The following is a 19887-nucleotide window of genomic DNA, read 5'->3' on the forward strand; positions in this document are numbered from 1 at the left end:
CCAGGTCAGGGCGAGGCCGGCGGCGGTGCCGGGAACAGGGTGCGCAGCGCCTGCAACGCGGCCGGATGATAGATGGTGGCGTGGGTTTCCTCCGGCAGCGGCAGGTACTTCACCAGCGGTGACGGCGAGGCCCGCTGCAGCAGCGTGGCCAACTGCGCGGCGGAGGCAGCCAGCTCCGGCTGACCACTGCTGGCCAGGAACACGCGCGGCTGCGCGCGCGTCACCGCCGGCAGCTGCTTGGCTGCGCCGGCCAGCATCGTGCCTCGGTTCCACCACAGGCTGGGATCCAGTGCGATGTAGCTGTTGAACAGCGTCGGCTCCTGCAGCAGCGTTTCGACCACGAACAGGCCGGCCAGCGATTCACCGATCAGTGCTCGCTCGTCGGTGGTCGGGTAGCGCTGGCGTACCTGCGGCATCAGTTCATCGCGCAGGAAGCGGCGGTAGGCCGCCGATCCACCGATGCGCGGTGCGATCTTCTGGTCCTGCGGGTCGTTGCTGGGCCCAGTCATGTCGCGACGGCGCTCGGTGTTCTCGATGCCGACCAGCAGGAACGGACGCATGCTGCCGTTGCCGCTCAGTACCTGCACCAGCCCGGCCACATGCAGGAAATCCTCGCCGATGCCGCCATCGGCCATGTACAGCACCGGCAACGGTGCCTTCGGGTCCAGGCCCCAGGGCTGCGGACGGTAGACATTGATGCGGCGGGTTTCGCCCAGCGCCTTCGACTCGATGGTGAAGGTCTCGCCGATGACCAGTGGCGAGGCGGCAGCAGGCGATACGGTTTCGGCGGCCATCAGCGGCGCGGCGGAGACAACGGACAACAACAGCGACAGCACGATCAAGCGCATGGGGCGGCCCATCCTGGGAAAGTGCCGAGCATAACGCCAAGGCCAAGGCGTCGGCCGATTCGGCATGCCTGCACGTACGCTACGGCGCTGCGCGATGCTTGAACTGTATCGGGAAATGACTGCAATCGCGTCTGCTAACATTCATCGTTTCCTACAAGGAGTTGGGATATGGGGGGCTTCAGCATTTGGCACTGGATCATTCTTCTGGCGGTCGTCCTGATCCCGGTCGGCATCGCAGCCGTCATCGCAGCGATTGTTCTCAGGCGAAAGTAGATCCACGCCATGCGTGGATGCGCATTCTGGGGACGCCTCAAGCGCATCCGCGATGGCGACGGCGACGGCGACGGCGCCGACGGTCTGCCCAGGCCGGAAACCGATCTGCCGCCCGGGCGGGAACTCGCGATGGCACACGCGGAGCGTGCCGCCATTGGCATGCTGACCGTGGTGGAAATGCTGGACGCCGCCGAACGCTACCGGTCGATGGCCACGCCCGACCGCCATCCGGATGAGGGGCTAATCGATCGGTTGTTCCCGCCTGCCGCGGGCTGATGGAACTGGTGTGCCGGGATATCCGGCCGGCGTAGTCGCCGTTGCACCCAGAACCGGTCCATACTTGGGACGGGCTGGTCGCCAGCCCCTTCGAAGCCTACAAGGAGGTTTGCATGTTGAGTGTCGTGCTCATCGGCGCGCTGGCCGCCAGTCCGGCCGCGCCCGTACCGTATGCCGATTGCCTGCTCGGCAACATCCAGCCCGGGCTGTCTGATCGTGCCGTGCAACTGGTGCAGGAGGCCTGTGCTGCAAAGCATCCGGAGAGCTTCGCCGCAGCAATGGAGCTGGAACGCAGGACCAGTCTGCAGCGGCTCACCTATTTCGAGGCGGCAAGAGCGGAGGCGGCACGTTCCGCGAATGCGGCAGCAGCGGCCGCACAGGAGGCTGCTGACGCGGCGGCGGCTAAAGCGAAGGCTGCGCGGACGAAGTAGTAGCCCTGGACGAGCGCCACAAAAAAGGCACCGCATTGCGGTGCCTTTCTGAATGACCTGGGTCATGGGATGCTATGGTGGCCGTGAAGCAACCGAAACAGAAGAGTAAATAATTGATTTGATTGATATTAAATCTAATTCAATCTACTTTGGACTCACTAATCGACTCACTTTGCGCGAGCCCTTGCACGACTGGACAGTTAAGACTGAGAACATGACCATGGCCAGAAATCGCATAGGGCGTAGTCATGGAAGATGTCCGATCGTTCTTACTATCCATAATTCCAGATCAGGCAAAACCATTTGGGGACGTTCTTCGGGAACTCCTGTACCAAACCACAGATGGGGCTCGCGTTAGCGGATGGGGGGTCCATCTAAGTCCAGACGAGCTGCACAGGGTTGGCATCCCGCTCTCCATGGCCCGAGATCTTCATAAAGAGGGCAAGGCTGAGGAAGGCTGGTTCTATCTTGTCCAGGCCCAGAAGACAATGGCGCACCGCGAAGGTTTAATGGAGGCAGCGTACGAGTCTTCTGATGAGGCGGCGGCGAGACGCGTTGCAGCCAAGAATGGCGCCATTGGTGGCAGAACCCCCAAGGCTGAACTTCTGGCTAGCAGACAGCGTGTAACTGCATCGATCTTAGCAATTCACTCCCAAAATCCATTCAGGTTCACTGCGGATTTTCGCCAAGCGATGTTTGATTTGGAAGATGGGAAGGGGAAGGATGAGAACTGGTTCCGACGCACCTTGCGGGCTTCGCCCAAGCTGACTGCGGTCTATGCCACGCTGACTAAGAAGAAGGTCCTGACAAGGACGAAGGCCGGTCAGTGACCGGCCCCTGATCCATCGCTGAGCTAGTACGGCCCCCCAACTCCGAAAGTCCGAATCCTGGGGCCAGGCCGAAAGCGCAGGTAGAGGTCCTGTTTCGTGAGATATCGGAGCGCCTCGTGCACCGCCTCCCACTTCTCCTCATCTGAGCGATCAACCATTCCGATACCGGACCTCTCGTACATCTCTTTGTTCTTGTTGCAACTGAAGAACATCCCCCGCCCTTTGGTCACCGTCTGCCTCCAGTAGTGGCCAATCATGTCAGCAATGCTGATGTCCTTAGCGAGCGCTTGGCCGTTGTAGAAAATCGCTACATGGTAGTGGTGCCCCTTCTCGAGACCATACTCCAGGCGCCAGATGTACCCGGCCAGATGCTCTGAGAGCGGGCCCCTACGAAGATAGCTGAGCAGCCGGTCACGATGCTGCTGCGCCTCCTTCAAGCTCACACTCTGCGCGAAGATCCGCCCTTTATCAGAGAGGTTGGAGTAATAGCCGAAGTCCAGTCGGATAGCTAGCAGTTTTGAGTAGCCTTCACGCAGTCGCAAGAGCAGCTCACGCGAAGCTTTACCGTTCTCATGTTCACACCGCCTTAGATTACGCATGGCCCCACCAAGTGCGGGCCCTTTGGCGAAAGCGCGCATTTTTTCTATTGCAGCATTGACCCTGGGTACATCCTCAACGAAGAGCTTATTGCCCGAGAACAGAAAGCGAACTGGTGCAGAAAAGCGCTTAAACAGAGTGTAGTAAGGGCTATGCCGGTGAGCTGGAAAGTGTTTAGAGATTGCACCAAGATCTGACTTCAGGCTCAGAAGGAACGCTTCACCCAGGGTGGTACGACGTACAAACGACAGTTGATGGCGACTATCCACTTCAAACAGTGGCGCCTTGGAGCGCATCAATTTGCCCATCATGTCCACGATCTGCTTTACAGCAAAGGTGGCGGTCTGCTGATCAGTGATCAGCCTTGTTCCGTCCGATGCCCATAGATAGGCGCGACGATACATGCTACTGCTGTGTGCTGCTTGCCCCATATGTACTCTCCTTCAACTGGGCTATTAACAACGTTCATTCCTAGATCGTGTGGTTGTGAGACGCGCTGGAATCTCATAGAAAAACTTGCGATTGGCGGGTTTAACTTGGCCTACGCCACGTCAAAGTTAGGGCTGAGTTTCGAGTTTTCTTGCGTCCATAAGACGCAGGACGTAGTCATCCACTTCCTGCTCGATGAATCCCATGGTTCTCCCCTGATGCACAGGCTTCGGAAAGTAGGGCCTGTAGCTGGGCGAGCGCCGGTTGATATACGCGTAGATCGTCGAGCGAGAGATTCCCAGCCGCCGCTGGACCTCTTCTCTCCGTACGACACGTAGCGGGTTGGAACTGGCTTTCTCCATGGGGTAGCTCGTGTTGTGTCAGTGTCAACAGGCTAGGAAGCCCAAGGCCATTCAGGGATCCGCCCAGCGCCTATAAAAAAATACACATCGCAAGTCATTGATTTCAATGACGCATATGGCCGTCATTGGAACCAAAGTGGAGCGTTGGGAACCAGATTTCCGGGTGAGGTGGAGCCTCAGCTACAGGCTCCGATCAGGCTGACTCAACAGCTTCGGGACTTTGTGATGACTCCGGCCAAGAAGACGACCGCGAATGCGGCCAGGTACTCGAGAGGGGAATTGGATCGTTCGATGAACACGATAGGCTCCTTGTCAGTAGGGAGCCGGCATTGCGCCGGCATAGAGGAGAGGCTGGGGCCTCTCCCTATCGTGTTATAGGTTTGAAATCCGGTTGAGTGATCTCCTGGGTTCCGACCTGGCTTTCGCTGTGGCAGGGTGCGGGTAGGCACGCAGGATCAGATCCCGATGGACACCTCCGAATCCGACGTCTCCCTGCTGGACGAGATCAAGGCACTTCGACAGCAAATAGCGGTGCTATGCGTCGATCTGTCAGGCAAGGACTGGCTAACCGCAGACGAGGCCGCCCACTACTGCGGCGTGTCAGTTAGCCAGTTCAATGCCCGCGCCCACGAATACGATCTTGATCCGCGCAAGTTCATGGGGAAGAAGCTCTATGCGAAGGCGGCTCTCTACCAGGCGATCTACGGCGCGAAGGCTTGGTCGCGTCCATCGGTAACTTCCGCACCAACCCTAGCTGTAACCTCCCCTGAGATGAAGGAAGCTCTTGCCCGGCTACGGCGCTATGACGAGCGCAAGGGGAAACGCTAGTGCAACCTCCCGGCAAGCTGATGACCGTTGCAGAAGCGGCTAAGCAGAGCGCGTGCTCTGCCAAGACGATACGCAGAGCCATCGATGGCGGGCAACTCACCGCTGTGAGACTCGGGCAAAGCGCCAAGTCGGATCGCATCCATAGAGAAGACTTGGAGGCTTGGTGGAACCAATGCCGCCTGCGACCTGTAGCAGCTCCCAGAATATCTGTACGCGACATTCCCCCGCCGCCACTCGATACGGCAGAGGCAAGAATCGAAAAAAGGCTGGGAATCAGTGCCAAAGGCAAGACGGCCCCCCGCCGACGCTAAGCAAAGAGGGGCTGCAACGCCAGCAAGGTCCGGCAATCGCCCCCGCCTGAACGGGGGATCAGATTCGAGCTCGGGACAATAGGTCTCTACCTTCCCTGACCCACGCCATCATGGGATCCCTCGCCCTGGGCTTGGTCTCCTTCGGTGGTCGGCTCGGCTCCAGCGCCGCCTTGATCCGCTCGATCTCTTTCGCCCCCGCCTCCGCTAGGCGCCGGGCCCGTTGCTGCTGCTCGCGGGTCGGCGGCAGGCCGGGCAGGACATGTGCGGACTATTCGTTAGCAACGAAACATCCAGCCTCAGTGCCGATGCATCGATTGCAGCCGATTCACCATGACGGAATGGCATTCACTGACCTTGGGAATCATCCGTGCAACCTCCCTCTTCACGTCCTGAGACAGGTCCGGATCATTGAGAACTTCGTTGAATGTCTGAACGAGACGCGCTTCAGACTTCTCCAACTCTTTCACATATTGATACTGGGTCTCGCCAAACGCCGCGAGCATCTTCCCATAGTACTGATGCATCGCACCCACGAATGTGCCTCGCTCTGCGGGGCGACCACCACTTGTGGACACAATTCTACTGATCTCTTCGACCAGCTCACCTTTAACCCCTGCAATTCCCATGAAGAGATCGGAAAGCTCCGAGCTCTCTATTCGATCCGAGGCTTCCTCATAGAACGCCTTCCCGTCTCGCGATATCTCTATCAAGTCATTGAGGCGGCTCTCAATTCTAGACTGCATGGTTTGAAGGCCCATGGCACTTCTCCCTGATTGGTTCAATCTAAGATTTCGAAGCGTGCCCGTCACGCTGCCGACTTACCGGCGGCGGGGGAAAGCTATTTTGATGCAGCCTTCCTCGCATATCGAAGGACAGTCTCTTCATCCTGGATAGCGATCTTTACTGAGGAAAGCCATCTACTTGCAGCCCCCGAGTTCTCAATCAGAACGGCTAGGTCGTCGCATAGACAATTGGCACATAGATAGCCGCCAGGACTTGGTCTCCGGCACCTCTTACATGGCAGCAACGTGGTCTCAGACGGGCTCCGAAGCTGATATGCCACCCGCACCATCAAAGCCTCTGCGTCTGTGCTCCTGTCTCTCAGCCTGTTCACGCACTTCGCTCCTTCTACAGAAAGGGGCAGCGCACACTTGCGCCACCCTCTTTCAACTACTCACAGTCGATCTTACTTGTTCGACTTATGAGCTCCGCCTTCATTGGCATTACGCTCTTTGGACTCCTTGTCCTGGCGTTCTTGCTCCTGTTGCTGTTGCTTCTGCTTCCCTGCATCCGGCTCCGCCACAGCGGGCTTGTTGGTATTGGATGCATCACGTTTGAAGTCATTCATAGCTTTACTCCATCGCGGTGGACTCACCGCACTGGAAGCATGCGCGCCGCCCCGTTAGCTGCAGGTCGATTTCCAAGAGAAGCCTGAACCGAGCACATGAATGAGCCCATTCGACCCACAGGCGTACACTGACCTTGGCGCATTCGAGGAAAATGCCATGAGCAGGGATACAAGCTTCGTTGATGTCGAGCGAGAGATCATCTATTGGCGCATGCACTTCGGCTCCGGTGCATTTCCTGGAGCCAGCTTCGGCCTAGATATCCAACCCATCATCAAAATCGCATGCGACATCTACACTAGAGATCCACATGGAAGCCGGGAAGCCTGGCTTGACGATCTAGTGAAGAGACTCAACTTGCGATCAGGCGACATGAGCAATGAGACCGCCGCCAGAGAATTTGCTTCTCGTTGCTGGGACCACCTCCTTCACTGATGAAGGCCCCGATTTCACTCACACTGCATCTCTCAAGCAGAAGCGCCCCAAGCCAAGCCGACTGCGGTCAAATAGAACGATGATGGACGGCGCAGTTCTACGCCGCCCACTCAAGTTTTACGCTAATTGCTCCTACTTGCATTTGTGAGACTTGAGCCCTCTAGATCATGTTCCACTAGATTCGCGCACGGGCCTCACTGAACATCTTGAGCTGGATTTGCTGCTCGCAGGAAAGCAGCCTCAATGGAACGGTCGCTTCTGCGCCGAGCATGTACCCGTATCGCTTGAAGCCTTTCACTCCGATACTTGACCCGTATCCATATCGCTCGCAGCCCTTCAAGTTGGTGCTGGATGCGTACCTGTAGCCCTCGACGTCGCTCATACATAAATCACTCCATCGCGATGAATTCATCGCAGGATGATGGTGCGCCTTGGCACGTTATCACCCCGCGACGCTTCACCAGAAAGATGAACCTACGGCGTGACTAACTGGTGGGGAAGCCAACAATCCCGCCTCTCTCGCGAGGGCGACGGGGCCACGGCCAATGCCAGGTACTGAGATCACCTGTGTTGCGGCGCCACCCGGATGCTTGCCGGCACCCGGGCGGCGCCCTGCCTTGCTAGACGGTCACTTCGATGAGCGGCAGGTTGGGCGCAGCTTCCACCCGAGCTTGGTGTGATGCGAGGCTCACATCACGTGGTAGACACTGCTGTCTCGTGGCTCTTCTCAGGCGCAGAATCCTTTGCTCCCGTGTCCAGCCCTCAAGCGGCACGGCTATGCACCCTCCCAACGCCTTCAGGATCCATACGATCCTGCCTCTACTTGCGCTCAATGGGGCGATCATCCGCTTGGAACAGGTGCGGACAACATGTAAAAACTGCGGACTGAGGTCCTCAATGGCCGAGGACGCAGGCTTTCAAACCGATCCCAAGGGCACCACGCTTACATGCCCGGCTTGCGGAGCCACAGGGTTGATGGACGAAATGGAGATCTGGCACCACTGGCTTGAACAGTGTCGCCGCGAGCGATTACTGGCGCTCTTCGATCCAAAGCCGGATGACCCACTCGACATTGAGGGCCCAAAATGAACGATGGCATCTCCGGTACGCCATTCGATGCAGGCGCAGCGCTGCTTATGCAACCTCGGCGAATGATTCGACCAGTGCCACCAGCATCTCCATCGCGGTGGCTGGGCCATCTTGATTGCCTCCCCGCTGCAGGAAGGAAGTCCAGTCGGCCCGCACCAACTGCACCAGCTCCGGCGGCGACAGGGGGATGCAACGCATCGGCCAGTACGGAAGCCTGCGCTGCCCCCCCCCCTAGCCAGTTCGATCAACTCGCCATGGCTTGACGCGCCCGCCGCTCTGGAGAACGAGACGTCCAAACCATCCGGCGGCCCCTCCATGTACGCCAGAAACCGCCTGCCGTCGTACAGGGTGACGCCGCTGACGCCCGCGTTTCTGTTGAATCGAGCCGCGTCCGCCATGATCGCAGCCAAATGTTCCGCAGCCAGGTGTGGTGAGGCCTCACTGACGAAAACAACAGCCCTGTTGGGCATGGCACTCTCCGGACTCCTCGGGGAGACCGAGCGTAGGGCCGACCGTGTAAGCAGCGCGTAGAGACCGTCGGATAGCCGTCACAATTCCGCCGGGTTCTACACAATCCGGGCACGCCCCGCAGGGCTACCTCCGGCTATGTTCCGCCGATTCTTCCAGCACTACGGCCCAGATCAGATCGCCCCTAGATCCTTGACCACGGCCTGCCCGTTTTGCAGGAACCCAGCCAGCAGCCGACCACCCGCCACCTGCCGGCCCATCTGCTCATTGAGGTAGCTGGACTGGAGGCGCGCATGGGCCATTAAATCGGTCTGGGACATGCTCGGCATCACCGCCTGGAGCGGTTCGCCGGGCGATGCCAGCTGCCCGCCGATCGGCTGGACACGGGTCGGGCGCTGACTGTCGCTCTTGGCATACGCCGTGGCCATCATTCGCCCGTTCTTCGGCGACAACTCGGTCCCGAGCTGCTCTAGCGGCAGGCCAGCCTCGGCCGCTGCCTTCTCGTAGTTCGGCCATAATTGGTCCACCACCAACCCCAGCTCGGCGGAAAGCTGCTCCATCGTGAAGTCCGCGCGGAAACTGGCTTGCAGAGCTAGCTCGTAGATGCGGAGGAAGAACTGCGTGGAGCCGCGAGTGGCCAGTGCCAGGTTGTGCTGAGGGATCAGAAGCAGCTTCGCCCCCGCAGAATGCGCCCCTGTTCGGGCATCCTCTGCCAAGGTATCCACGGCGACGACAAGGTGGTCACGAGTGAGCAGAACGTTGAGGATGCTCATAGGGGGCTCGTCTAGGTGTCCGCGAACTCTCCCCTGCCCACCCCCCGCCTGTCGAGACTGCCATATCGACCGAAATCACGGAAATCCTCGATCGCCTCCACGCCTGCGAGGCAGGACTTGAGATGCACCGCGGCTACCTAAAGGCGATGGAGTATGCATTGCGAATCTGCGTACTGACTCACCCTATACCCAACGACCTCTCCGACGCATGGCATCAGCTATTGCCCAACATTGTGGCCAAACACCGGGGCGACAGCAGCGATCTCTTCGCCGCAGCCTTCGAACAATCGTTGATGGTTCTGACCGAGCAAATTGGTGCGCCAGATAGCCCGTCATAGGCTGAGACCACATTCTCGGAGACGGTAGCTTGCGCTGCTTGCTGCGTAGGCAGGGCTCTTCAACAGCCTCGATAGGCACACGCAGGCATTCGAGGACGGCAGCGAATCCACGAAAATGGAACGGATCGGATGATGGTTCCTAAGCTTGGAAGCGGCGCCCCTCAGCCGTCGGCCGGGTGTCTCCCAGCCAAGCTCCCCATCGTGAAGGCATACCCGGCTTCCTCCAGAAGTGCTCTCATACGCAGCTCCACACGTCGGGGGGAGCGCAGTCCATTTGATGCATAGAGAGCATATACGTAGCCAGCACCGTCAATGATCTCGCGGCGGACTGCGCACTCGGTTGATTCAGTAGCTTCGCACCAGACAGACATTAGCCTAGCCGGGCTAATCGATTGCCCATTGCGAAGTCGGAAGAAAAGCCAGCGCACGCCTGGCGGTTGAGCTGGATCTACTCTAGCCATTGCGAGCCCCGGATTCGTCTGGATAGATCACTGAGAACTTCAGGATTCAGGCGAGGGCGCTCATCTTTCGAAGAAAGTGGTAGATCTATGCGCTCACTACCGTTCACTAGAGCGGGGAGATCAGACTGCAGATCAATCCACCACTCGGGAGGAAGCCGGAGCCCAGTACCCGTTCGATCGTAGATGCATATCGGGAAATTCATAGCGTTGCTCCTAGATGTACCGAGCATACGCTTGCACAATGTCAGGTCGGAATGCGACTACTACAACGCTGACGCATCAACTCTCTTTGCACATATGAACACGTGTGCTTCGTCTCGCTGAACTTTCAGGAACGACTCAAGCCAGCAAAGAGCAGCGCCTCTATTCGAAATCACCCTTCCCAGCTTTTCAGTCAAACACCGCGCACATTCCATTCCTCCAGGGCTTTCCCCTTGGCAGGTCCGGCACTGAGCCATCGTCGTGGTGGTCGCCGGGCGCGATTGATACATGATCTTCGTCATCAAGTTCACAGCTTGAGCGTGGGACGACATTTTGGCGATCCTGTTGATACGGAAGGAGCCGCGCTTGGCGCGGCCACCTCTTATGCATCAACGACGATCGTCGCGATCGACACTGACCTTTTGGGCCTGACCAGGGCCTGGCTGCCCAGGCTCAGTGCCGTTCGGCTGCTGCTGTTGCTGCCCTTGCTTTCCGGCCAAATCCTCATCGCCGAGATCCTTCCCGTCTGTTTGGCCCTGCTGACCCGGATGCTTCTTATCGGCATCTGAGTTGCGACTGTCGCTCTGGTTCTGGGAAGTGTTGTTCATGTCTTACTCCGATGCAGCCATCTGCTGCCACCCCACAATGGCCCCCAGCATGTTACGCAGCCGTGCCCGATTGGCATCAGTATGAACAAGCGCCATGAACAGGCCGCCGATTCTAAGGGTGTACAGTGCAGCTCTAAGAGGAGAAGGACATGGAACGCAAGAGGAACAAGGATTTCGTTGACGTCGAACGTGAACTCACGCATTGGGGATTGGCATTCAACTCCGGTGCGCTACCCGCCATTAGCTTCCGCCATGAAGTTGACCCGGTCATCCGGCTCGCATGTGACATCTACATCAGAGATCCGCACGGAACGCGCGCAGAATGGCTGGGTGACCTGGAGGGCAGACTTGCGGCCCGATCCAGTCTGCGCGGTCACCCTGGCGCAGCGGAGATCGCAGGCCAATGCTGGTCGCGTCTCTCTTGCTCCTAGGAGTCTTCTTCCCGCGAGGCTGCGTCGTTCCCTTCTCGCATGAGCTGATCATTCAGCACGTGAACGATGGACATGACCGCATCGGCGAGCGCTCTTGAGTCGCTGATTGACCCGTAGAAGTAGATCTTCGAGCCTTCAACCCGGACTTCCGCCAGGGAGAGCTGAGACGCCAGCGCGTCGCACTTCCTCACGAAGAGCTCAGTCCAGCGGACACCCGGCGCAAGATCCAACAACGCAATGATGGCCTCATCAGTAGAGGAATCGACGCGCTCATGTAGCTGTGGCACATCGAAACCAACGATTCTTGGAAGCATGGGGGCGCTCAACGGCCTGTCTCTCCCTTATGGGTGATCTGAGTATCACCCACGATACGCGGATCTACAATCTGACCACCCCACATCGAAGTACCCACTTGGGTGCTGGCTTCTCTATCGCTTTCCTTCTCCCTTTTGGCAGGAGGATATATCGTAATGCCCAATCGGCGCTGCTTGATCTCCACGCTTGCACAGAGCCGGAGGCACCTACGAATGGCTTCTATCCGCTTAAGGAGAGACTGTCTAAGTGCTTCAATGAAGTGCGCACGTTCAGCGCCAGATGAGCTATCGGCATGAGCAAGGCAATCCTCCAATTTAATGACCTGCAGGAACTCTGCCAGCCGGGCAAGAGGCCTAGGCTTGCCACTGTGATCCGATGGGCCGACGGATGCGGCATCCGCTTTCTTTATGACGGAAGCGGCGGGATCTGGACGACTATGCACGCGCTCAATGGAGCGCTCGGCCTAGCCGGAGCAAAGCCGCATCTCGATCTGTACGACCCAAGTGATTTCTGAGTCTGAGTAGGCGACGGTCAATGCCTACCACCGTCCCCTGCTCTCGGGCTTTTCTTTAGTGAACTCAGCGTTGCACCGCCCTGGCGGTTCGCCATGCCGGCCACGCCTCGCCAATCACGTCCAATGCAGATTTCAGGAAGAGCAGAGCGATCACCGTGCCTGCTGCGATGTCCGGCCAGCCGCTTCCGGTCAGCGCAACGCCACCGGCAGCCACCAGTACACCGATGTTGGCGGCGACGTCATTGCGAGAGCACTCGAAGGTACTTTTCATGTTGATGTTGAGCGCGCGGAACCGCCACAGCAGTGTCAGGCACACCAGATTGGCCACCAGCGCGATGGCTCCGAACCCCAGCATCAAGCCACTGGAAGGACGCACGCCGTGGATCAGCTTGCTGACCACCTCCACCACGATAAAGACAAAGAAGGCCAGAATAAGCAGCCCCTTGGCGAGGGCTGCACCAGCCTCCCAGCGCGCGCCCCGATTCACTGCCCACAGGCTCAGGCCGTACACGATCGCATCGCCCAGCATGTCCACTGCATCGGCCTGTAGGGCACTCGAGCGCGCAACAATGCCCGCGCCGAACTCGATGAAGAACATCGCCAGGTTGATGATGAGTACCGCCACCAGTACGCGCCGTTGCGCACTGTGAAGGGCCAGCGCTTCCAGTTCCTGGCGCTTGTGGCCGCAGCAGTGGTCCATGGGTGTCTCCCGCCAGGCTGTGGCCGGGCTTGAAAAGGGGTGGGAGAGTCGTTATCAACCCTGTAGCCCCTACAAGGTCAAGCTCATGCCCAGCCACCTCACCATCGGCCAGCTGGCCCGCCAGACCGGCACCAAGGCCGAAACCATCCGCTATTATGAAAAGATCGGCCTGCTGCAGCCGCCGTTGCGCTCGGAGGGCAACTACCGCTACTACGGCGCGCAGGACCAGAGGCGTATGTCGTTCGTGCGCCGCGCCCGCGAGCTTGGCTTCTCCATTCAACAGATCCGCGAGCTGATTGCCTTTGGTGAACAGCGAGAGCACGAGTGCAGTTCGGTGGACGATGTGGTGAAAGCGCACATCGCAGACATCACGCGCCGTATCCAGGACCTGCAGGCGTTGCAGGGCGAGCTGGAGCGGATGATCGGCAATTGCCCGGGCGGCCGCGTAGCTGATTGCAGGGTGCTGGAAGCCCTTCAGCCGCAGCCTGCCGCTTGACCTTGTAGTCGCATCAAGGTTTACAACGCCGGGCTACTTCGCCACCGCGCGGCCTTGCCGCCTTGACGACCCATGACCCAGCTGTCCCATCCGCTTGCCTTGGCGCTGTGCGCCGCCCTCCTGTCCGCCGTAGCCCCGGCCAGCCGAAAGGCTCACACAGAGGGTAGCGTTGCTCCGTATCTCGCTCCGCTGATGGTCATCACCTACCTATGCCGCCTGCGCGGTATTGAGGCTGTCACGCTGACAGATGCGAACAACACCGAGGTTGGCAGTGTTTGCAAACGGCGCAAGGGCAGCAAGGACAATGTGACCGAATGGAATGATGATCTACGCCTTTCGTGGAATGTCCTGGATGGACTTCGCAAGGAGGCGATGGAACGCCACAAAAGGCCAGTGCAATTGCAGCCCGATAAGCGCCCACTAGTGGTAAGCCAGAAGGGCTTGCCGCTGACCAAATCCGGACTTGATTCCGCTTGGCAGCGGCTAATGGATTTGGCTACTAGCGGGGAGGATCCACTGTTGAAGCCGGGGGAGGAATTCACCCTGCACGGCCTCAAGCATCGCGGCATCACTGACAGTGAGAAGCCGGAGGACGGCGGCCACAAGAGTGCAGCCATGCGAGATCGATACGACCATCGATTGCCGGTCGTGAAACCTGCGTCGCTCCCTGACTTTTCAGGATCGTTTTCAGGACGAAAAGAAAAAGGCGCCATTGATGGCGCCTAAGTCGTTGATGCAATTGGTGGGCCGTGAAGGATTCGAACCTTCGACCAAAAGATTAAAAGTCTTCTGCTCTACCGACTGAGCTAACGGCCCATTGCACTGCCCCAGCCTTTCGGCGGGGTGGGCATTCTACCCTACTTTGCCGGGCCGGGTGAAACCCTGGTGCGTCGAGGTTGCCGGCCAGCGGCCGGCACTACCCGATCTGGTGAGCCCGCTTAAACCTTCCGGGCATCCGACGCATCCCAGCTGTGATTCCTGCCCGGAGCCACGGATGCGCCTGCCGTTCTGCCTCATTGCCGCCCTTCTGCTGCCCTGCAAGGCACTGTCCGCCCCGTCCCACGTAGTCACCGACGACATCGGCCGCTTCTGGGCCACCTATGACGCTGTGCGCGCCGAGCCCGACGTCGAGCGCCAGGTCGCACTCGTGCAAGAGCGCTACATCGATCCGGGCAGCCCCGGCCTGCATGCACTGATGCAGGTGCGCAACTACACTGCCCGCGAATACGCCGCGGCCATGCGGGCCTGGCCGCGCTTCTGGGCTTCGGTGCGACCGCTCACCGCCGATGCGCAGGAGGCCAGCGCCACACTGGAACGGGATCTGGCCGCCTTCCGGGAACTTTACCCGGCTCTGGCGCCCGCGACGGTCACCTACGCAGTCGGTGTGCTGCGCACCGGTGGCACCACACTAGGCGACAAGGTGCTGATCGGCGCGGAGATGGCGCTGGGCGATGAGGGCGTGGACGTGAGCGAGCTGCCGGAGCCGATGCGCAGCCGCCTGCGGATCTTCTACGACAGCCGCCCCGGTGCGAACAACGCGCAAAATAACCTGCACGAGTACGTGCATACCCAGCAGCGCGAAACCAGCGGCAGCGTGGCCCAGTACGCAGTGCGCGAAGGCGTTGCCGAGTACGTGGCCGAACGGCTGAGCGGGCGTCGGCCGGCGTTGCCGATGTATCGCTACGGGCCCGCGCACGAAGCGGAAATCCGCACGCGCTTCATTGCCGAGATGGACGGGAACAACCTGGACAACTGGCTGTACAACAGCGCCAGCAATGCGTTCGGCGTGAGTGATCTGGGCTACTACGCCGGCTACCGTATCGCGCAGGACTACATGCGCCAGCAGGCCGACGAGAGAGCCGGCATCGCGCGGATGATCCAGCTGGACTATGCCGATCCGAGTGCGGTGCGGGCGTTTATTGAAGCGTCGGGGTGGTTGCAGGCCCGGTAGACCAAGGAGTGCGAACCAACGGTTCGCACCCACCGAGGGAGTGACTGCGCGATCAAGCGTACAGCGTCGGGTCCGGCACGCCGGCTTCGGCGAAGCCCTGCGCGCGCAGGCGGCAGGCGTCGCAGTGGCCGCAGGCGGCGCCGTTGGTGTCAGCGTTGTAACAGGACACGGTCAAGCCAAAGTCCACGCCCAGGCGCACGCCTTCGCTGACGATCTGGCCCTTGCTGAGGAACTGCAGCGGCGCATGCACCTTGATGCCCGCCCCCTCCACGCCGGACTTGGTGGCCAGGTTGGCCAGCGCCTGGAACGCGGCCACGAACTCGGGGCGGCAGTCCGGATAGCCGGAATAATCCACGGCGTTGACGCCGCAGAAGATGTCGTTGGCACCGAGCACTTCGGCCCAGCCCAACGCCAGCGACAGCATGATGGTGTTGCGCGCAGGCACGTAGGTGACCGGGATGCCGGCACCGCCGGCCTCGGGCACGTCGATGTCGTCGGTCAGTGCCGAGCCGCCGATGCTGCGCAGGTCCACGTCCACGGTCTTGTGCGCGACCACGCCCTGGGCCTTGGCCACGCGGGCGGCGGCATCCAGTTCGGAGGTATGGCGCTGGCCATACCGCACGCTCAGCGCATGCACGGCGAAGCCCTGTTCCTGGGCCATGGCGATGACGGCGGCTGAATCCATGCCGCCGGAGAGAAGCACGACTGCCTTCTTCATGGGAAAAACATCCGGTTGGGAGGGGAAAGCCAGCACGCTGTCCCGCGCCGGAGCTACATCAGGGAACGTTGCCTGGGCTCATCGGCCCGGCTCGTCGTTCCACAGGATTTTATGCAACTGCATCTGGAAGCGCACCGGCAGCCGGTCTTCGACGATCCAGTCGGCCAGCTGCCGCGCGGTGATCTCGCCCTTGCTGGGCGAGAAGAACACGGTGCAGCGCTTGACCAGATCGTGCTCGACCAGAAGGGCCTTGGCCCAGTCGTAGTCCTCGCGGCTGCAGATGACGAACTTGATCTGGTCGCGTGCGGTCAGCAGCGGCAGGTTTTCCCAGCGGTTGCGCGCCGCTTCGGCCGAACCCGGGGTCTTGATGTCGACCACCCGCGATACGCGTGGGTCTACCGCGCTGACGTCCAGCGCACCGGAGGTTTCCAGCGAGACATCCATGCCGGCATCGCACAGCTTCTGCAGCAACACCAGGCAGCGCTTCTGCGCCAGCGGCTCGCCGCCCGTCACGCAGACGTGGCGCACGCCTTGGGCCAGCACCTCGGCCACGATGTCGTCGATGTCCCACCAGGTGCCGCCATGGAAGGCATAGGCGGTATCGCAGTACTGGCAGCGCAGCGGGCAGCCGGTCAAGCGTACGAACACGGTCGGCCAGCCGGCGGTATCGGCTTCGCCCTGCAGCGAGGTGAAGATCTCGGTGATCTTCAGGCGCGGCAGTGGCGATTGCACGATGTCGCTGGGGGTGGCGACGGCGTTGGACGGAGTAACGGCGGTCATGGCAAACAATTCTTCATGGGACGGGCCACCGATTTATCGGCGCCGGAAACGAAAGCAGCCGAGCATGGGCTCGGCTCTACAGGAGGCTGCCGGAAATCAGCCCAGCGCCAGGGTACGCATTGTACGCCCGGTCAGCGGATCAGCGGATCTGCTTGCCGAGGCGGATGGACTGCAGACGGTCCTGCGCGGTGCGCGCGGCGTCCGAGCCCGGGTACTGCGCCACGACGGTCTCCAGCGTCTGCTGGGCCTGGTCGACCTTGCCCTCGCCATACTGCGAGAGGCCGATCTTGAGCAGGCCGCCAGCGGCCTTGTCGTGGGTTGGATAGCGCGACAGCAGTTCGCGGAACTGGGTCTCGGCCATCGGGAAATTGCGGGTGGCGTAGTAGCTCTCGCCCAGCCAGTACAGTGCGTTCGGCGCGTAGACGCCGTTCGGGTACAGCTGCAGGAAGCTCAGGAACAGCTGCGCCGAATCATCGTACTTGCCGGCCTTCAGCGAATCGAAGGCGACGTTGTAGGAGGTCCGCTCATCGCCGGTGGCGGCAAGACTGCCGGCATCACCATGGACGGAAGGCGGCCGCTCGGAAGTGGCCGCCGCTGCGGGTTTTGCCGGGGCCGGAGCGGCCTTCGGCGCGCTCGCCGGAACGGGCGGCAGGGCCGGGGCGGCATTGCCCCCTTCCAACCGGTTCAGGCGGCTGTCCAGATCCAGGTACTGATCCTGGGCGGACTGCTTGAGCTGGGCATTGTCGTGCTGCAACTGCTCGATCGAGGCCTGCAGGCTGGTGACCTGCTGCCGCAGCTGATTGATCTGGTTCAACAGGTCCTGGTTGGCACTGTTGTTGTACATCTGCTGCTCGAGCGCGCCGACACGGTCAGCCAGGCTCTGTCGCTGTGCATGCGCCGGTGCGGCAGCCACAAGGGCTGCCGCAACGACCAGCATCAATTTGATGCCAATGCGCATGGATTACTGCGCGGTGTAGACGATTTCGACGCGACGGTTCTGCGACCAGCAGGACTCGTTCGACTCGGTGCAGACCGGACGCTCTTCACCGTAGGAAACGACGGTCAGCTGCGAAGCCGAGCCACCGTTGGCCTGCAGGGCCGAGTTGACGCCGTTGCCACGACGCTCACCCAGGGCCTGGTTGTACGCGCGCGAACCGCGCTCGTCGGTGTGGCCCTGCAGGGTGATGCGCGAGGACGGACGGTCACGCAGGTACTTGGCGTGGCAAGCCATGATGGCCTGGAATTCCGGCTTCACGTCTTCCTTGTCCAGGTCGAAGTAGACAACGCGCTGGCGCAGGCAAGCGTCGGTGTCCAGGTCGCCCGGGCCGTACAGGCCCGAGGTCGACGGACCGGTCGGGGTGGTGGTCGAGGTGCCGGTGTCAACCGGGGCTGCCGGCTCTTCCTTCACCTTCTTCGAGCAACCGGCCAGGACGGCCACAGACAGCAGGGAAACAAGCAGAACGCGGGTGGACTTGTTCATGGCGATACCTTTGTGGCTCCTAGGCCGATGAGGGGTTCAAGACAACGAAAATATTAACACTCTTTTAGCGCTGGGTACGGTATGGGGACCATGCCGGTTCGCGCACATCACCATCGGCCAGGACCAGGCGCTGGCGGACCCGCGCATCGGCCGAGACGGCATACAAAACACCACGGCCACCTTCGCGGGCGGCATACAACACCATGCTTGCGTTGGGCGCAAAGCTCGGCGATTCATCCAGCGAACCCGGGGACAGCGTGCTCCAGCGCGGCGAACCCAGCGAGCTGTCCATCATCGCGATCTTGTAGCTGTTGCCCGAGCCCTGGGCGACGGCGATCTTCTTGCCGTCGTAGGAGACCGAGGGCTTGGCATTGTAGTTGCCCTGGAAGGTCACGCGCTCGGCGCTGCCACCGCCCGCGCCGACCTTGTAGACCTGCGGACGGCCACCACGGTCGGAGGTGAAGTACACCGCGCTGCCGTCCGGTGCCCAGGTCGGCTCGGTATCGATGGCGAAGTGGTTGGTCAGCTGGGTCAGCTGCTTGCTGCCCAGGTCCATCACGTAGATTTCCGGATTGCCCGAACGCGACAGGGTCAGGGCCAGCTTGCGGCCGTCCGGGGAGAACGCCGGGGCGCTGTTGATGCCGCGGAAGCTGGTGACCAGCTCACGCGCACCGGTGCCGATGTTCTGGATGTAGATGGCCGAATTGCCACGCTCGAAGCTGACGTAGGCCAGCTTGCTGCCATCCGGGCTCCACGACGGCGACAGCAGCGGCTCGGCCGAACGCACGATGGTCTGCGGGTTGTAGCCGTCGGAGTCGGCCACCATCAGCGCATAGCGCATGGCGTCGCCCTTGCCGCTGGCGGTCACGTAGGCGATGCGGGTCCAGAAGGCGCCACGGATGCCGGTGATCTTCTCGTAGATGGCGTCGGCCATCTGGTGGGCAACATCGCGCATGGCATTGCCACGGGCGGTCATCGCCAGGCCCAGCAGGCGCTCGCCCTTGGGCACGTCGAACAGTTCGTATTCGACGCGGTAGGCGCCGGCACCCGCGTCGAGCACGCGGCCGACCACGATGTAGTTCTGCTTCAGCGCGCGCCAGGTGGCGAACTGGATGTCGCCGCCACGCACGGGCTTTTCGACGATCTGCGCTTCCGGCAGCGTGCGGAACTGGCCCGAGCGCTCGAGGTCGGCGCGGACCACGCCGGCGACGTCGGTCTGCGGTGCAGCCGCCGAACCCTGGTAGGGCATCGGCACGATGGTGATCGGCAGGGCGGAAGCATTGCCGCCGATGATGTCGATATCCAGCCCCTTCTGCTGCGCGACGGCAGCAAAGGGCAGCAACAGGGCCGCAAACACGGCAAGCCAGCGAGGCATCTTTTTCATGGAGCGCTCAATAGGGGGAAACCGGAACGAGGGATAGCAAAGCGGAAGTGAACCGCTTCGCAATCATGAACCAAGGGTACGTGAATTCCGGGTCAGTTCCAGCCCGTCCTCTCACGCACCGTTAACGTCGTGGCTAACATCGCACCGTCTGCCCAGGTCACACCGCCCCACAGGACGGTGTTCGACAGCAGCCCACAGCCTGCCCGGTCGAGAC

General features: G+C 60.8%; 24 protein-coding genes, 1 tRNA gene and 1 pseudogene. 11 read left to right on the forward strand and 15 right to left on the reverse strand.

Translation table 11 applies throughout. From position 1 onward, the window contains the following. Positions 1 to 5: 5 nt before the first annotated feature. On the reverse strand, positions 6 to 848 hold the full coding sequence (locus FQS62_RS17210; RefSeq protein ID WP_049447273.1) for an alpha/beta hydrolase: 843 nt from the start codon (positions 846 to 848) through the stop codon (positions 6 to 8). A gap of 282 nt (positions 849 to 1130) precedes the next feature. Between FQS62_RS17210 and FQS62_RS17215 the strand changes: the two genes are divergently transcribed. From FQS62_RS17215 to FQS62_RS17225, 3 genes are all read left to right on the forward strand, one after another. Beyond that, the gene (locus tag FQS62_RS17215) at positions 1131 to 1397 is read left to right on the forward strand and encodes a hypothetical protein (RefSeq protein WP_226053576.1); all 267 of its coding nucleotides are present in this window, start codon (positions 1131 to 1133) and stop codon (positions 1395 to 1397) included. Between the two features lie 113 nt (positions 1398 to 1510). Further along, positions 1511 to 1828: a hypothetical protein gene (locus FQS62_RS17220; RefSeq protein WP_208042894.1), complete on the forward strand. Its 318-nt coding sequence runs from the start codon at positions 1511 to 1513 to the stop codon at positions 1826 to 1828. A 416-nt stretch (positions 1829 to 2244) separates the two neighbouring features. Continuing rightward, on the forward strand, positions 2245 to 2658 hold the full coding sequence (locus FQS62_RS17225; RefSeq protein WP_208042893.1) for a hypothetical protein: 414 nt from the start codon (positions 2245 to 2247) through the stop codon (positions 2656 to 2658). A 23-nt stretch (positions 2659 to 2681) separates the two neighbouring features. On the opposite strand, the gene FQS62_RS17230 is transcribed toward FQS62_RS17225, so the two are convergent. Next, positions 2682 to 3659, reverse strand: a complete 978-nt coding sequence (locus tag FQS62_RS17230; protein ID WP_159054965.1) for a YagK/YfjJ domain-containing protein — start codon at positions 3657 to 3659, stop codon at positions 2682 to 2684. 852 nt (positions 3660 to 4511) lie between these two features. On the opposite strand from FQS62_RS17230, the gene FQS62_RS17235 reads away from it, so the two are divergent. Continuing rightward, positions 4512 to 4874 (forward strand): hypothetical protein, encoded by a 363-nt coding sequence (locus tag FQS62_RS17235; RefSeq protein WP_049447266.1) that lies wholly within the window; start codon positions 4512 to 4514, stop codon positions 4872 to 4874. Between the two features lie 607 nt (positions 4875 to 5481). Here FQS62_RS17235 and FQS62_RS17240 read toward each other — a convergent pair. After that, complete coding sequence (locus FQS62_RS17240; RefSeq protein WP_049420088.1) at positions 5482 to 5943, reverse strand: PA2169 family four-helix-bundle protein; 462 nt, start codon at positions 5941 to 5943, stop codon at positions 5482 to 5484. Between the two features lie 428 nt (positions 5944 to 6371). Next, complete coding sequence (locus tag FQS62_RS17245; RefSeq protein WP_019658981.1) at positions 6372 to 6533, reverse strand: hypothetical protein; 162 nt, start codon at positions 6531 to 6533, stop codon at positions 6372 to 6374. 100 nt (positions 6534 to 6633) lie between these two features. On the opposite strand from FQS62_RS17245, the gene FQS62_RS17250 reads away from it, so the two are divergent. Together FQS62_RS17250 and FQS62_RS17255 are read left to right on the forward strand one after the other, a co-directional pair. Beyond that, positions 6634 to 6966 carry a hypothetical protein gene (locus FQS62_RS17250; protein WP_080354887.1) on the forward strand — a complete coding sequence of 111 codons (333 nt, stop codon included), beginning with the start codon at positions 6634 to 6636 and terminating at the stop codon, positions 6964 to 6966. Between the two features lie 897 nt (positions 6967 to 7863). Next, complete coding sequence (locus FQS62_RS17255; RefSeq protein ID WP_226053577.1) at positions 7864 to 8055, forward strand: hypothetical protein; 192 nt, start codon at positions 7864 to 7866, stop codon at positions 8053 to 8055. A gap of 45 nt (positions 8056 to 8100) precedes the next feature. Here FQS62_RS17255 and FQS62_RS17260 read toward each other — a convergent pair. From FQS62_RS17260 to FQS62_RS17270, 3 genes and pseudogenes are all read right to left on the reverse strand, one after another. Beyond that, positions 8101 to 8525, reverse strand: a pseudogene (locus FQS62_RS17260) (BLUF domain-containing protein). Between the two features lie 171 nt (positions 8526 to 8696). Next, positions 8697 to 9296, reverse strand: a complete 600-nt coding sequence (locus FQS62_RS17265; RefSeq protein WP_208042891.1) for a hypothetical protein — start codon at positions 9294 to 9296, stop codon at positions 8697 to 8699. A gap of 499 nt (positions 9297 to 9795) precedes the next feature. Beyond that, a complete protein-coding gene (locus FQS62_RS17270; protein ID WP_080354844.1) occupies positions 9796 to 10095 on the reverse strand; it encodes a hypothetical protein in 300 nt (99 codons plus the stop codon). A 305-nt stretch (positions 10096 to 10400) separates the two neighbouring features. Between FQS62_RS17270 and FQS62_RS17275 the strand changes: the two genes are divergently transcribed. Next, a complete protein-coding gene (locus FQS62_RS17275) occupies positions 10401 to 10865 on the forward strand; it encodes a hypothetical protein (protein WP_159054967.1) in 465 nt (154 codons plus the stop codon). 466 nt (positions 10866 to 11331) lie between these two features. On the opposite strand, the gene FQS62_RS17280 is transcribed toward FQS62_RS17275, so the two are convergent. After that, the gene (locus tag FQS62_RS17280) at positions 11332 to 11661 is read right to left on the reverse strand and encodes a hypothetical protein (RefSeq protein WP_268922182.1); all 330 of its coding nucleotides are present in this window, start codon (positions 11659 to 11661) and stop codon (positions 11332 to 11334) included. Positions 11662 to 11942: 281 nt separating this feature from the next. Here FQS62_RS17280 and FQS62_RS17285 point away from each other — a divergent pair, with 281 nt between their 5' ends. After that, a complete protein-coding gene (locus FQS62_RS17285; RefSeq protein WP_049446612.1) occupies positions 11943 to 12164 on the forward strand; it encodes a hypothetical protein in 222 nt (73 codons plus the stop codon). A 64-nt stretch (positions 12165 to 12228) separates the two neighbouring features. Here the strand turns inward: FQS62_RS17285 and FQS62_RS17290 are convergent, their stop codons facing one another. Then, positions 12229 to 12864, reverse strand: a complete 636-nt coding sequence (locus FQS62_RS17290; RefSeq protein WP_049446609.1) for a cation efflux transmembrane domain-containing protein — start codon at positions 12862 to 12864, stop codon at positions 12229 to 12231. Between the two features lie 85 nt (positions 12865 to 12949). On the opposite strand from FQS62_RS17290, the gene FQS62_RS17295 reads away from it, so the two are divergent. Both FQS62_RS17295 and FQS62_RS17300 read left to right on the forward strand, forming a co-directional pair. Next, a complete protein-coding gene (locus FQS62_RS17295; protein WP_049446607.1) occupies positions 12950 to 13360 on the forward strand; it encodes a MerR family transcriptional regulator in 411 nt (136 codons plus the stop codon). Between the two features lie 72 nt (positions 13361 to 13432). Further along, a complete protein-coding gene (locus FQS62_RS17300; protein ID WP_065428130.1) occupies positions 13433 to 14086 on the forward strand; it encodes a site-specific integrase in 654 nt (217 codons plus the stop codon). Positions 14087 to 14100: 14 nt separating this feature from the next. Here the strand turns inward: FQS62_RS17300 and FQS62_RS17305 are convergent. Further along, a tRNA-Lys gene (locus tag FQS62_RS17305) sits at positions 14101 to 14176 on the reverse strand. Between the two features lie 178 nt (positions 14177 to 14354). Here FQS62_RS17305 and FQS62_RS17310 point away from each other — a divergent pair. Next, positions 14355 to 15311, forward strand: a complete 957-nt coding sequence (locus tag FQS62_RS17310) for a DUF2268 domain-containing putative Zn-dependent protease (RefSeq protein ID WP_088480892.1) — start codon at positions 14355 to 14357, stop codon at positions 15309 to 15311. 52 nt (positions 15312 to 15363) lie between these two features. Here the strand turns inward: FQS62_RS17310 and queC are convergent, their stop codons facing one another. The 5 genes from queC to tolB all read right to left on the reverse strand — a co-directional run bounded on the left by queC (position 15364) and on the right by tolB (position 19673). After that, entirely contained in the window at positions 15364 to 16029 is a 666-nt protein-coding gene (queC, locus tag FQS62_RS17315) for a 7-cyano-7-deazaguanine synthase QueC (RefSeq protein ID WP_049441292.1), read from the reverse strand. Between the two features lie 78 nt (positions 16030 to 16107). After that, positions 16108 to 16809, reverse strand: coding sequence for a 7-carboxy-7-deazaguanine synthase QueE (gene queE, locus FQS62_RS17320; RefSeq protein WP_049446508.1), 702 nt, complete (start codon positions 16807 to 16809; stop codon positions 16108 to 16110). A 139-nt stretch (positions 16810 to 16948) separates the two neighbouring features. Beyond that, positions 16949 to 17767 (reverse strand): tol-pal system protein YbgF, encoded by an 819-nt coding sequence (gene ybgF, locus FQS62_RS17325; RefSeq protein ID WP_049446507.1) that lies wholly within the window; start codon positions 17765 to 17767, stop codon positions 16949 to 16951. A gap of 3 nt (positions 17768 to 17770) precedes the next feature. Next, the gene (gene pal, locus FQS62_RS17330; RefSeq protein WP_005410748.1) at positions 17771 to 18289 is read right to left on the reverse strand and encodes a peptidoglycan-associated lipoprotein Pal; all 519 of its coding nucleotides are present in this window, start codon (positions 18287 to 18289) and stop codon (positions 17771 to 17773) included. Between the two features lie 64 nt (positions 18290 to 18353). Continuing rightward, a complete protein-coding gene (tolB, locus tag FQS62_RS17335) occupies positions 18354 to 19673 on the reverse strand; it encodes a Tol-Pal system beta propeller repeat protein TolB (protein WP_053443406.1) in 1320 nt (439 codons plus the stop codon). Between the last annotated feature and the right edge of the window lie 214 nt (positions 19674 to 19887).

The organism is Stenotrophomonas sp. SBJS02, from assembly GCF_020428325.2.
GTDB lineage: Bacteria > Pseudomonadota > Gammaproteobacteria > Xanthomonadales > Xanthomonadaceae > Stenotrophomonas > Stenotrophomonas africana.